This window comes from Micromonospora sp. ZG13 (assembly GCF_059359355.1).
Window position 1 is genome coordinate 204,607 of record NZ_JCADBQ010000004.1, and the last position, 12,073, is coordinate 216,679.

10 protein-coding genes are annotated in these 12,073 nt (G+C 72.8%); 7 read left to right on the top strand and 3 right to left on the bottom strand.

The features are described from left to right. Positions 1–28: 28 nt before the first annotated feature. Positions 29–775 carry a TetR/AcrR family transcriptional regulator gene (locus tag AC5L34_RS11430; RefSeq protein ID WP_441175343.1) on the bottom strand — a complete coding sequence of 249 codons (747 nt, stop codon included), beginning with the start codon at positions 773–775 and terminating at the stop codon, positions 29–31. Positions 776–878: 103 nt separating this feature from the next. Between AC5L34_RS11430 and AC5L34_RS11435 the strand changes: the two genes are divergently transcribed. Beyond that, complete coding sequence (locus tag AC5L34_RS11435) at positions 879–3,065, top strand: MMPL family transporter (protein WP_441175342.1); 2,187 nt, start codon at positions 879–881, stop codon at positions 3,063–3,065. A 71-nt stretch (positions 3,066–3,136) separates the two neighbouring features. After that, positions 3,137–4,300: an alkaline phosphatase PhoX gene (locus tag AC5L34_RS11440; protein ID WP_441175341.1), complete on the top strand. Its 1,164-nt coding sequence runs from the start codon at positions 3,137–3,139 to the stop codon at positions 4,298–4,300. Here the strand turns inward: AC5L34_RS11440 and AC5L34_RS11445 are convergent. Further along, positions 4,270–5,151, bottom strand: coding sequence for a YhjD/YihY/BrkB family envelope integrity protein (locus AC5L34_RS11445; RefSeq protein ID WP_441175340.1), 882 nt, complete (start codon positions 5,149–5,151; stop codon positions 4,270–4,272). The two genes, AC5L34_RS11440 and AC5L34_RS11445, sit on opposite strands and share 31 nt — an antisense overlap. Before the next feature lie 170 nt (positions 5,152–5,321). Between AC5L34_RS11445 and AC5L34_RS11450 the strand changes: the two genes are divergently transcribed. Next, a complete protein-coding gene (locus AC5L34_RS11450; RefSeq protein WP_494824800.1) occupies positions 5,322–5,870 on the top strand; it encodes a GNAT family N-acetyltransferase in 549 nt (182 codons plus the stop codon). Between the two features lie 150 nt (positions 5,871–6,020). On the opposite strand, the gene AC5L34_RS11455 is transcribed toward AC5L34_RS11450, so the two are convergent. Further along, positions 6,021–7,337 carry a family 43 glycosylhydrolase gene (locus tag AC5L34_RS11455; RefSeq protein WP_494824802.1) on the bottom strand — a complete coding sequence of 439 codons (1,317 nt, stop codon included), beginning with the start codon at positions 7,335–7,337 and terminating at the stop codon, positions 6,021–6,023. 245 nt (positions 7,338–7,582) lie between these two features. Here AC5L34_RS11455 and AC5L34_RS11460 point away from each other — a divergent pair, with 245 nt between their 5' ends. From AC5L34_RS11460 to ispG, 4 genes are read left to right on the top strand one after another with little or no spacing between them, the layout of a single operon-like run. After that, positions 7,583–8,290: a Uma2 family endonuclease gene (locus tag AC5L34_RS11460; RefSeq protein WP_494824803.1), complete on the top strand. Its 708-nt coding sequence runs from the start codon at positions 7,583–7,585 to the stop codon at positions 8,288–8,290. A gap of 43 nt (positions 8,291–8,333) precedes the next feature. Further along, on the top strand, positions 8,334–9,548 hold the full coding sequence (dxr, locus tag AC5L34_RS11465; RefSeq protein WP_441175336.1) for a 1-deoxy-D-xylulose-5-phosphate reductoisomerase: 1,215 nt from the start codon (positions 8,334–8,336) through the stop codon (positions 9,546–9,548). Beyond that, on the top strand, positions 9,548–10,798 hold the full coding sequence (locus AC5L34_RS11470) for a M50 family metallopeptidase (protein ID WP_441175335.1): 1,251 nt from the start codon (positions 9,548–9,550) through the stop codon (positions 10,796–10,798). Before dxr ends, AC5L34_RS11470 begins: the two co-directional genes overlap by 1 nt. Positions 10,799–10,807: 9 nt before the next feature. Further along, on the top strand, positions 10,808–11,980 hold the full coding sequence (ispG, locus tag AC5L34_RS11475; RefSeq protein ID WP_441175334.1) for a flavodoxin-dependent (E)-4-hydroxy-3-methylbut-2-enyl-diphosphate synthase: 1,173 nt from the start codon (positions 10,808–10,810) through the stop codon (positions 11,978–11,980). Positions 11,981–12,073 lie beyond the last annotated feature (93 nt).

Consider the following 12,073-nt stretch of genomic DNA (forward strand, 5'->3'; position numbering starts at 1 on the left):
TCGGCCGCCGGTCAGCGCTCACCAGCGGTCAGCCCTTCACCGCCGGGGCGGCCGTCGACGGGTCGTCGTCCGTCGGTGGGGCGGCCAGCAGCTGGGCGGTGAACGTCTCCAGCTCCAGCTCGAAGAGCGCCTCGGCGTCGGTGACCGCCCAGTCGAACTGGTGGAAGACCTCCATGGCGACCAGGCCGTAGAGCCGGGTCCAGCCGGCGAGGAAGGCGTACGCGACCTCGACCGGCACCTCGCCGTGGCTGATCCGCAGCGGCTCCAGCCGCCGCCCGCCCAGGCGCTGCCGGAGCAGTTCGGGCGGCGGGGTGCGGAACGGGGAGCGGTGCCACAGATCGAGGATCGGCTGGATGAAGACCGCGCCGAAGCGCGAACCGGGGTGACCCTGGTCGCCGCCGCCGACCAGCGCGTTGCGGCCGGGGGTGGGGGCACCGAAGATCAGCCCGAACTCGGCCGGGTGCGCCACCGACCAGGCGCGGAACGTCCGGGACATGGTGAGCAGCTGGTCGACCGGGTCGGGGCCGGCGTCGTCCCGGGTCGCCTCCAGCAGCAGCCGCAGCTCGTCGTAGAGGTCGCCGGCCAGCGCCGCGACGAGGGCCTCCAGGCTGGGGAAGTAGCGGTAGATGGCCGGCGCGGTCATGCCCATGTCGCGGGCGATGGCCCGCAGCGAGACGGCGTCGACCCCGCCCGTCACCAACAGCCGCCGAGCCCCGTCCTTGATCTCGGCGACCGTCGCCGAGCGTAGGCGTTCCCGTCGGCTCGGTGCGTCCATCCGGCTGACTCCCTTGACCGAATCGACCGCCGTTGCCATAGTTAACGGCGTTCACTCAAATGAGCGATGGTCACAGCCTAGCCGTCGTCGGAGGGGGAGGCGAATGTTCGCCTGGTGGGGACAGATGGTCGTACGGCTGCGCTGGTCGGTGCTGGCCGCCGCCCTGGTGCTCGTCGCGGTCGGCTCCACCTGGGGGGTCGGGGTCTTCGGGCAGCTCACCGGTGGCGGCTTCGACGACCCGGCGAGCGAGTCCAGCCGGGCCGCCGAGCGGATCACCCGCGAGCTCGGGCCGCAGGGCGCCGACCTCGTCGTGCTCTGGTCCAGCGACGGGCCGACCGTCGATGAGCCCGCCTTCCGTGACCCGGTCGCGGCCACCGTCGCCGGGCTGCGCCAGCGATCGGAGATCACCAGCGTCACCACCTGGTACGACACCCAGGCCCCCGCGCTGCTCTCCACCGACCGCCGGGCCACCTACGCGCTGATCCAGCTCCGGGCCGCCGACAAGGACGACAAGGCCGCCGCGTACGAGGAACTGCGGCCCGCCCTGGCGGCGCCCGGCGTACGGACCGAGGTCGGCGGCGCCACGGCGGCCCTTCAGGAGTCGAACGCGCAGACCACCGAGGACATCACCCGCGCGGAACTGCTCTCCATGCCGGTGCTGCTGGTGCTGCTCGTGCTGATCTTCGGCGGGCTGGTGGCGGCCTCCACGCCCCTGCTGATCGGCGGGCTCGCCATCCTCGGCGCGTTCGTCGCCGTCCGGCTGGTCAACATGGTCACCGACGTGTCGGTGTTCGCGATCAACGTCATCACCCTGATCGGCCTGGGCATGGCGGTCGACTACGCCCTGTTCGTGGTGAGCCGGTTCCGCGAGGAGCTGGCCGCCGGCCGGGACACCCCGGCCGCGATCCGGCGGACGATGGCCACGGCCGGGCGGACGGTGCTGGTCTCCGGGCTCACCATCGCGACCGCCATGGCCAGCCTGTTGATCTTCCCGCAGGCGTTCCTGCGCTCGATGGCGCTCGGCGGGATGGCCGCCGTGCTGGTCGCCATGCTGGCCGCGCTGACCGTGCTGCCGGCCCTGCTCGCGGTGCTCGGCCACCGGATCGACGCGCTGCGCGTACCGCTGCCGTGGCGGCGTGGGGCGCGCGGTGGGCGGCCGGCGGCGGGGGGGACGGGCGGCGCCTGGGCCCGGATCGCGCACAGCGTGATGCGCCGCCCGGTGCGCTACCTGGTCGGGGTGTCCGTGCTGCTCCTGCTGCTGGCCACGCCGATCCTGCGGATGGAGTTCGGCGGGTTCGACGACCGGGTGCTGCCCGCGAGCGCCGAGCCGCGGGTGGTCTCCGAGCGGATCGCCGCGGAGTTCCCCGGCGGCACGATCGCGCCGATCGACGTGCTGGTCTCCGGGGTGTCCCCGGAGCAGGTGCAGCCCTTCGCCGACCGGGTGGCCGCGGTGCCGGGCGTGACCGGGGTGCAGGTGGCGGCCAACCGGGGCACGTCGACGCTGCTGACGGTGACCTACCCGGGCGAGCCGACCGGTGACGCCGCGCACGACGTGGTCCGGGCGCTGCGCGCCCTGCCCGCGCCGGGCGGTGCCGAGGTGCTGGTCGGCGGCCGGCCCGGCGTCGACCTCGACCTGATCGACGGCCTCGCCGACCGGCTGCCCTGGATGGCCCTGCTGATGGCCGCCGCGATCCTGGTCCTGCTCTTCCTCGCCTTCGGCTCGGTGGTGCTGCCGGTCAAGGCGGTGCTGATGAACCTGGTGTCGATCGGCGCGTCGTTCGGCGTGGTGGTCTGGATCTTCCAGGACGGGCACTTCGCCGACCTGCTCGGCTTCACCCCGACCGGGTTCATCGAACCGAGCAACCCGATCCTCATGCTCGCCGTGCTCTTCGGGCTGGCGACCGACTACGAGGTGTTCCTGCTCTCCCGGGTACGCGAGGAGTGGGACCGCACCGGCGACAACACCGCGTCGGTGGCCACCGCGCTCCAGCGCACCGGGCGGATCATCACGGCGGCGGCGCTGCTGCTGATCATCGTGGTGGCCGGCTTCGCCACGGGCGAGATGGCGTACATCAAGCTCATCGGGATCGGCATGATCGTGGCGATCGTGGTGGACGCGACGCTGGTCCGGGCGCTGCTGGTCCCGGCCACGATGCGGCTGCTGGGCCGCTGGAACTGGTGGGCCCCCGGCCCGCTGGCCCGCGTCTACCGCCGCTTCGGCATCAAGGAGTCCGACGACGAGCCCGGGCCGGCGGCTCCGGAGGCCCGTCACCCCGCGTTCACCAAATAGAGGCTTCCATCGATGCCCCGTCGGCCCTAGCGTCGACGGGGCATCGTCCCCGCACCCTCCGGGAGTCTCCGATGGACCGTCGTACCCTGCTGCGCGCCACCGTCGCCGGCGGCGCCGCCTTCGCCGGCAGCCTCTGGGCCGGCGCCGCGCTCGCCGCCCCCGCCCAACCCGGACCCGGCCCGTACGGCGACCTGCTCGGCGCCGACGGCAACGGCCTCCAGTTGCCGGCCGGCTTCACCAGCCGGGTCGTCGCCCGATCCGGGCAGCGGGTGCCCGGCACCTCGTACCTGTGGCACCTGGCCCCGGACGGCGGCGCCTGCTTCCCGGCCGGAGACGGCTGGATCTACGTCTCCAACTCCGAGGTGCCGCTGGTCGGTGGCGCCTCCGCGGTGCGCTTCCGGGCCGACGGCTCGATCGCGGCGGCGTACCGGATCCTCGGCGGGACCAACGTCAACTGCGCCGGCGGGGCAACCCCCTGGGGCACCTGGCTGTCCTGCGAGGAGGTGCCGCTGGGCCGGGTGTTCGAGACCTGGCCGGACGGCAGCCGGGCGGCCGAGGAGCGGACCCGGATGGGCCGGTTCACCCACGAGGCGGCCGCCTGCGACCCGGACCGGCGGGTGGTCTACCTGACCGAGGACGAGGACGACGGCTGCTTCTACCGTTTCGTCCCCGACACCTGGGGCGACCTGCGCACGGGGAAGGTGCAGGTGCTCTGCGCCCCGGCCGACCAGGTGACCGGGCCGGTGACCTGGCGCGACCTGCCGGACCGGGACGGCTTCCCGGTGCCGACCCGCCGGCAGGTCGGCGCGGCCCGCCACTTCGACGGCGGCGAGGGGTGCTGGTACGACCGGGGCACCTGCTGGTTCACCACCAAGGGCGACAACCGGGTGTGGGCGTACGACGCGGTCAACCAGCGTCTCGACCTGGCGTACGACGACTCGCTGGTGCCGGCCGGGGCGGCGCCGCTGACCGGCGTCGACAACATCACCGGCACCGCCGGCGGGGACCTCTACGTCGCCGAGGACGGCGGCGACATGGAGATCAACGTCATCACCCGGGCCGGCGTGGTCGCCCCGTTCCTGCGCGTTCTCGGCCAGTCCGGCTCGGAGATCACCGGCCCGGCGTTCTCCCCGGACGGGTCACGCCTCTACTTCTCGTCCCAGCGCGGCGCCTCCGGCAGTTCCATCGGCAGCGACGGGATCACCTACGAGGTCACCGGCCCCTTCCGGCCCTGACCGTCGGCCCGCTCAACCGGTGCGGCGGCGCGGCGGTCGCGCCAGCGGGAGAGGGCGAGGGTGGCGGAGTAGCCCGCCAGCACGATCACGTGGAAGAGGTAGAGCCAGAGCAGGACCGCCACCCCCGCGCCGATCTCGTCGAAGCCCCCGAACGGCACCCCCAGGTCGATCGGGAGCGAGGCGAAGAGCACGAAGCCGTGCAGGAAGCCCGACAGGTTGGCCGCGGTGAACGACCCGACGACCAGCGCGGAGAGCCAGTCCGGCGACGCGGGGCCGACCACCCGGAACACCCAGAGCAGCACCGGGGTGAGTACCAGCCAGACCGCCAGGAAGGACAGCACCACCCCCAGCGCGCCGGTCCAGCCGCCCTGCCGCACCAGCCCGGTGGTGGTGGGCAGCGCGAGCAGGATCGACAGCAGCAGGGCCGGGGCCGGCGCCAGCAGAGGCAGCAGCAGCAGCCGGCCCCGCCAGCCGACCAACGACTCCTCGCTGCGCGGCACGGCGACCGAGACGAAGGCGCGGCGCAGCCCCTCGCCGTAGAGCGACGCCGGCAGCAGCGACGCCAGGGCCAGCAACGGGGTCAACCCCACCCCGGCCCCGACCAGCGCCTGCACCGCGTGGGGCGCGCCGATCGCGTCCGGCAGCGTGTCCACGGCGTACGAGGTGAGCCGGCGCACCCGCTCGCCTCCCGCCAGCAGCGACGTCAGCCAGATCGCCAGCAGGGCCACCGGCACCACGGCGATCGCCCCGTAGAAGGTGATGGCGGCGGCGTGCAGGGACAGGTCCCGCCCCCGCAGCGGGCGGAACGCCGCACTGGTGATCCGCTTCGCCCGTCGCCATCCGTCGCCCATCGCGGGTTCTTTCCCCGTACCGCCCCGCGTCACGCACGAGATCGCCGCCCGCGTGGGTGCCGTGCGGCACGTCGCCCCCGGCAGCCGGGGCCGTGGACCCGGCCCCCCGTCGCGTCTGAGTGGGGAGCGCTCGTCGTCCCCGGGCGGCAGCGCTCACTAGGATCGCCGGAATGGGGATCTTCGCCACGCAACGCCTGGTCGTGCGGAACTGGACCGCCGACCCGGCCGACCTGACCCGGATCTTCGACATCTACTCCCGTCCCGAGGTAACCCGCTGGCTGGGCGCGCCCGGCCTGCCGCTGACCGCGCCGGCGCAGGCCGCCGACCGGCTGGCGACGTGGCGCGAGCGGCACGCCGACCACGGCGACCGGTACGGCACGTGGGCGATCGAGGTGCGCGACACCGTCGTGGTGGTCGGCACGCTGCTGCTCAAGCCGCTGCCCGGGCGGGACGAGGGCGTGCCGACCGAGGACATCGAGGTGGGCTGGCACCTGCACCCCGACTCGTGGGGTCACGGGTACGCCACCGAGGCCGCCCGGGCGGCGGTGGCGCGGGAACTGGCCGCCGGCACCCGCGAGGTCCACGCGGTGGTGGCGCCGGGCAACACCGCGTCCATGGCGGTGGCCCGCCGGCTCGGCATGACCCACGTGGGCCGCCGCTCGGACTGGTACGGCGGCGAGTCCCTGGAGACCTTCGTGCTGACCGCTGCCGGGGACTGAGCCGTTCAACGACCCCGCCCGCCGCGGCTGTCCGTACGACGGGACGCTCCGGCCCCGGTCCGCGTCGAGATCTTGGCAGGAATCGGCCCCCGGAGGGGCACTTTCCCACCAAGATCTCCACGCGCCTCCGGCGGAGCCGGGCGGGGCGCGCTAGGCCACCTCGACGAAGTCGAGTTCGGCCCAGCGGCTCAGGTGGGTGAACCGGAGCGTGTTGAAGCCCGCGTTGAGCGTGACGTCCACCCCCACCTGCCGCCAGACGTCCCAGCCCGTGGCGGGATAGGTGACGACCTTCGGGTTCGCGCCGTTGACCGTCAGCGTGTGCTGGGCGTCGCCGTAGCCGGCGGCGTAGGCGACGTGGACGCGGTACCCGCCGGCCCTGGGCGCGAAGACGGTGACGTCGACCCAGCTGTCCGCGTGGTCGATGTAGGCCACCACCTGCCCCTGGGAGGTGTTGGGCGCGGCGCGTACCGCGCAGTTGCTGAGCGAGCCGCGTTCGGCCTCGTACCGCACCCGGCTGCCCCGCACCACGGGGTTGCCGCCGGCCCAGCCCAGCACCGCCACGTACATGCCGCGCGCGGAGTAGTTGTTGATCCAGCCGTGGAACACGATGTGGTCGCCGCCGGCCTCGCGGACCACGTCCGCGCCGCCCGGCCCCCGCACGGCCGAGTCCAGCGACGCCGTGGTCATCAGCGAGCGGTACGCCTTGGTGTACGGGCCGGTCAGCGAGGTCGACGTGGCGTAGCTGGTCTGGTAGCCGTCGCCGCCGTAGCCGCCGAGCGAGTAGAAGAGCACGTACTGCGCGCCGACCTTGGTCAGCACCGGCGCCTCGATGATGCCGCCCTCCTCGGCGCGACCGCTGCGCAGCAGCTCGACGCGGGCGCCCTGGAGGGTCACGCCGTCGGCGGCGACCCGTTGCAGCCAGAGGCTCGTCGGCTGGCCGATGGCGTTGCCGTCGTCCTTGTAGAGCAGGTAACGCAGCCCGGTGCTGTCGGTGAAGCTCGCCGCGTCGATGTCGCCGCCCTCGCCGGCGTTGCAGACCAGCGGCTGGGTGCCGACGGAGGCGAACGGCCCGAGCGGTGACGTGGCCAGCGCGGCGCCGATGCACTGCCGGCCGGTGGCCCGGCTGCGGGCGGTGTAGTAGAGCAGGTAGCGCCCGTCGGCCCGCTGCGACACGTCGGGTGCCCAGGTGAGGCCCCCGTTGGCCCAGGCGCCGAGGGTCGGCATCGCGTCTGGTCGCCTGGTCCACGCCCCGGTCAGTGAGCTGGCCGTGGCGACGGGGACGTTGCCGTGCCCGTTGTTCGTCGAGTACGCGTAGTAGGTGCCGCCGAACTTGACGACGTCGGGATCGGGGAAGTCGCTGGCGATGACCAGCGAGGGTGTGGTGGTCGCGGCCTGGGCCACGCCCGGGCTGACGAGCAGGGGAGCGGCGACCAGCAGGGCCGCCAGCCAGACGAGACCTCTTCGCATGCCGGAATTCAACCATGGCGATCGATGCAATGAAAGAAAGCTGCGTGCGCGCGGCCCGTCTTCCGGGGGTGCGGGGGCACTGGTCCGGGAGCGGCCGGCCGGCGTGAGAGATCCGCTTCCGCTCCGGCGCGCCCCGCGCCGGGCCGGGGGCAGCCGGCGTCGGACCCGGTGTGCGATCCCCTGCGGCGGGGACTGCGGCGGCTAGGCTGACCTGAGCAGAATGTCCGCTGAGGGGGTGAGCCCGGATGGCCCAGGCAGCTTTCGCGCCGGAGCTGGCGCCGCAGCAGGCCGAACCCGCGTCGCAGTCCACCGAGCCGTCGTTCGACGTGCTGCGGTGGCGCGACGAGCCGTGGACCGCCCAGCTCGCCCTCGACCTGTTGCCGGAAACCAACGGCCCCAAGGTTGAGGTCCTGAGCGGAAGCGTGATCGTGACCCCACACGCCGGTTACGACCACCAGGACGCGGAGTTGGATCTCGCGTACCTGCTCAAGCAGGCGGCCCGCCGCGCGAAGCTGTGGCTCTACCTCGAGGCGAACGTCGTCTCGGGCGACGATCTCTTCATTCCGGACATCGTCATTCGCGACGTTCCGGGTGGCGGGCGTACGACGATGGACATCAGGCACGCCGTGCTGCTCGGTGAGATCGTTCCGCCCGGCAATCGGCGCAAGGACATCATTGACCGGCCCCGGGAGTACGCGGCCGTCGGCGTGCCGTTCTTCCTCCGCGTCGACCTGCGCAACCGGGTGCCCACCATCGCGTTGTTCGAGCTTGCCGAGGGGGAGTACCGGCCGGTGGCAGCCGCTGCCGCCGGTACCCGGTTCGTCATGCGGGAGCCGTTCGAGTTCTCCATCGACCCGGCCGACCTGCTCGGGGAGGCGGCACCGGACGAAGGCAAGGAAGCGCCGGAGGAAGGCGGGGAAAGCCCGGAGGGGCAGGTCGACGCGGAGGGCTGAGGCTCCCGGCGGGCGGCCGGCGGCGCTGGGGAAGAATGGCCCGGTGACGTCCCCACGTGATCTTGTTCTCCTCGGCTCCACCGGCTCGGTCGGCACACAGGCCGTCGACATCGTCCGGCGCAATCCGGACCGGTTCCGGGTGGTGGCGCTCGGCGCCGGTGGCGGCAACGTCGAGCTGCTCGCCGCCCAGGCCCTCGAACTGCGCGTCGACGCGGTCGGCGTGGCCAAGGCGTCCGCCGCGCAGGACCTGCAGCTCGCCTTCTACGCCGAGGCGAGCCGGCGCGGCTGGGCCACCGGCGACTTCAAGCTGCCCAAGATCGTGGCCGGCCCGGATGCGATGGCCGAGCTGGCGCAGTGGCCCTGCGACGTGGTGCTCAACGGCGTGGTCGGCTCACTCGGGCTCGCGCCGACCCTGGCCGCGCTGCGCGCCGGGCGTACGCTCGCGCTCGCCAACAAGGAGTCCCTCGTCGCCGGCGGCTCGCTGGTGAAGGCCGCCGTGACGCGGCCGGAGCAGATCGTCCCCGTCGACTCGGAGCACTCGGCGCTGGCCCAGTGCCTGCGCGGCGGCGCCCGGGGCGAGGTGCGGCGGCTCGTCGTCACCGCCAGCGGCGGCCCGTTCCGGGGCAGGCGGCGCGACGAGTTGACGCGGGTCACGCCCGAGCAGGCGCTGGCCCACCCGACCTGGAACATGGGGCCGGTCGTCACGATCAACTCCGCCACGATGGTCAACAAGGCGCTGGAGGTGATCGAGGCGCACGAGCTGTTCGACGTGCCGTACGCCGACATCGCCGTGATGGTGCACCCGCAGTCGGTGATCCACTCGATGGTCGAGTTCACCGACGGATCCACCCTCGCCCAGGCCAGCCCGCCCGACATGCGGCTGCCGATCGCGCTGGGCCTCGGCTGGCCCGACCGGGTGCCCGACGCCGCCGCCGCCGTCGACTGGACGAAGGCCCACACCTGGGAGTTCGCGCCGCTGGACGACGAGGCGTTCCCGGCGGTGGCGCTGGCCAAGGCCGCCGGCGAGGCCGGGCGCTGCCGGCCGGCCATCTACAACGCGGCGAACGAGGAGTGCGTGGCGGCGTTCGTGGCCGGCCGGCTGCCCTTCCTCGGCATCGTCGACACCCTCCGGCGGGTGCTGGAGGACGCTCCCGACTTCGACGAACCAGGTACCGTCGAGGACGTGCTCGCGGCGGAGTCGTGGGCGCGCGCGCACGCGCAGGAGATCATCATCGCGGGTTCGGTGGAAGGAGCTTGATGGCGTACCTGCTCGGGGTGGTGCTCTTCGCCCTCGCGATCCTCGTCTCGGTGAGCCTGCACGAGGCGGGGCACATGCTCACCGCCAAGGCCTTCGGCATGAAGGTCACCCGCTACTTCGTCGGCTTCGGCCCCACGCTCTGGTCGTTCAAGCGGGGCGAGACCGAGTACGGCGTCAAGGGCATCCCGCTCGGCGGCTTCTGCAAGATCGTCGGGATGACCCCCCAGGACGACGACGTCGACCCGGCCGACGAGCCGCGCGCCATGTGGCGCTACCCGGTCTGGAAGCGGACGATCGTGATGTCCGCGGGCTCGATCACCCACTTCGCCCTCGCCGTGATCGCCCTCTGGATCATCGCGATCAGCGCCGGCCTGCCCAACCCGGAGTTCCCGAGCACCGAGGCGGAGATCCGCAAGGAGCCGGCCGTCATCGCGCTGTCGAAGTGCGTGGTCCCGGAGAACACCCTGCGCGAGTGCACCACCGCCGACCCGGCCAGCCCCGCCGCCCAGGCGCAACTGCGCGACGGCGACCGGATCACCGCCATCAACGGCACGCCGATCAACGACTACGGGCAGCTGCTCACCACGCTGCGCAGCCTCAAGCCGGGCGACACGGCGCAGATCGCGTACGTGCGCGACGGGCAGCCGGCCACGGCCAGCACGGTGCTCGCGCAGACCCAGCGGCCCCCGCTCGATGACCCCAAGGGCCAGGTCGCCCCCGTCGCCGCGCTCGGCGTCGGCCTCGTGCCCAGCACCCCGACCCGGGTGACGTACGGGCCGGTCGGCGCGGTCGGCGCGACCGCCGACTTCACCGGCGACATGGCGGTCAACACGTACGAGGCGATGAAGCGCATCCCGCAGAAGGTCCCCGCGCTGTGGGCGGCGATCACCGGCGAGGAACGGGACATCGACACCCCGATCAGCGTGGTCGGCGCCAGCCGGCTCGGCGGCGAGGCCGTCGAGAACGACGCCTGGCTGCTGTTCTTCATGCTCTTCGTCTCGCTGAACTTCTTCATCGGCGTGTTCAACCTGCTGCCGCTGCTGCCGCTCGACGGCGGGCACATCGCCATCGCCTGGTTCGAGCGGGCCCGCTCCTGGCTCTACGCCCGCATCGGCCGCGCCGACCCCGGACGCGTCGACTACCTCAAGCTCATGCCCCTCACGTACGCGGTGATCCTGATCGGTGGCGTGTTCACGCTGCTGACCATCACCGCGGACGTCGTCAACCCGATCACGCTCTTCTCAAGGTGAGTGCCTGAAGTGACCGCTGTCAGTCTCGGTATCCCCGCCGTACCGCCCCCGCCGCTCGCCCCGCGTCGGCTCAGCCGCCAGATCATGGTCGGCTCGGTCCCGGTGGGTGGGGGCGCGCCGGTGTCGGTGCAGTCGATGACCACCACCCTCACCTCCGACGTCAACGCCACGCTCCAGCAGATCGCCGAGCTGACCGCGTCCGGCTGCCAGATCGTCCGGGTCGCCGTGCCCAGCCAGGACGACGTGGAGGCGCTGCCCGCGATCGCGAAGAAGTCGCAGATCCCGGTGATCGCCGACATCCACTTCCAGCCGAAGTACGTCTTCGCCGCGATCGACGCCGGCTGCGCGGCGGTCCGGGTCAACCCGGGCAACATCCGCCAGTTCGACGACAAGGTCAAGGAGATCGCCAAGGCGGCCGGCGACGCGGGCGTACCGATCCGGATCGGCGTCAACGCCGGCTCGCTGGACAAGCGGCTGCTCGCCAAGTACGGCAAGGCCACCGCCGAGGCGCTGGTCGAGTCGGCGCTGTGGGAGTGCTCGCTGTTCGAGGAGCACGGCTTCCGCGACATCAAGATCTCGGTCAAGCACAACGACCCGGTGGTCATGATCCGGGCGTACCGCCTGCTGGCCGAGAAGTGCGACTACCCGCTGCACCTGGGCGTCACCGAGGCCGGCCCGGCCTTCCAGGGCACCATCAAGTCGGCGGTCGCCTTCGGCGCGCTGCTGGCCGAGGGGATCGGCGACACGATCCGGGTCTCGCTGTCGGCGCCGCCGGTGGAGGAGATCAAGGTCGGCAACCAGATCCTTGAGTCGCTCGGCCTGCGTGAGCGGGGCCTGGAGATCGTCTCGTGCCCGTCCTGCGGCCGCGCCCAGGTCGACGTCTACAAGCTCGCCGAGGAGGTCACCGCCGGCCTGGAGGGGCTGCCGGTGCCGCTGCGGGTCGCCGTGATGGGCTGCGTGGTGAACGGCCCGGGCGAGGCCCGCGAGGCCGACCTCGGGGTGGCCTCCGGCAACGGCAAGGGCCAGATCTTCGTCAAGGGCAAGGTGGTCAAGACCGTGCCCGAGGCGCAGATCGTGGAGACCCTGATCGAGGAGGCGCTGCGCATCGCCGACGAGATGGGCGCCGAACTGCCCGAGGAGCTGCGCGGCCTGCTCCCCGGCGCCACCGTCAGCGTGCACTGACCCGTCCCGCAGTCGGCCCGTCCGGTGCCGGTGCCGTGGTCCCACTCGTCACTCGGCCCGCGCGGCACCGTGCGGATCTGGCAGGCTGGTATC

What these genes read in the sequence shown, in the direction of transcription:
- AC5L34_RS11430 (WP_441175343.1), bottom strand. Translation starts at nt 775, where the DNA reads ATGGACGCACCGAGCCGACGGGAACGCCTACGCTCGGCGACGGTCGCC.
- AC5L34_RS11455 (WP_494824802.1), bottom strand. Translation starts at nt 7,337, where the DNA reads ATGCGAAGAGGTCTCGTCTGGCTGGCGGCCCTGCTGGTCGCCGCTCCC.
- AC5L34_RS11440 (WP_441175341.1), top strand. Translation starts at nt 3,137, where the DNA reads ATGGACCGTCGTACCCTGCTGCGCGCCACCGTCGCCGGCGGCGCCGCC.
- AC5L34_RS11450 (WP_494824800.1), top strand. Translation starts at nt 5,322, where the DNA reads ATGGGGATCTTCGCCACGCAACGCCTGGTCGTGCGGAACTGGACCGCC.
- AC5L34_RS11470 (WP_441175335.1), top strand. Translation starts at nt 9,548, where the DNA reads ATGGCGTACCTGCTCGGGGTGGTGCTCTTCGCCCTCGCGATCCTCGTC.
- AC5L34_RS11445 (WP_441175340.1), bottom strand. Translation starts at nt 5,151, where the DNA reads ATGGGCGACGGATGGCGACGGGCGAAGCGGATCACCAGTGCGGCGTTC.
- AC5L34_RS11460 (WP_494824803.1), top strand. Translation starts at nt 7,583, where the DNA reads ATGGCCCAGGCAGCTTTCGCGCCGGAGCTGGCGCCGCAGCAGGCCGAA.
- AC5L34_RS11435 (WP_441175342.1), top strand. Translation starts at nt 879, where the DNA reads ATGTTCGCCTGGTGGGGACAGATGGTCGTACGGCTGCGCTGGTCGGTG.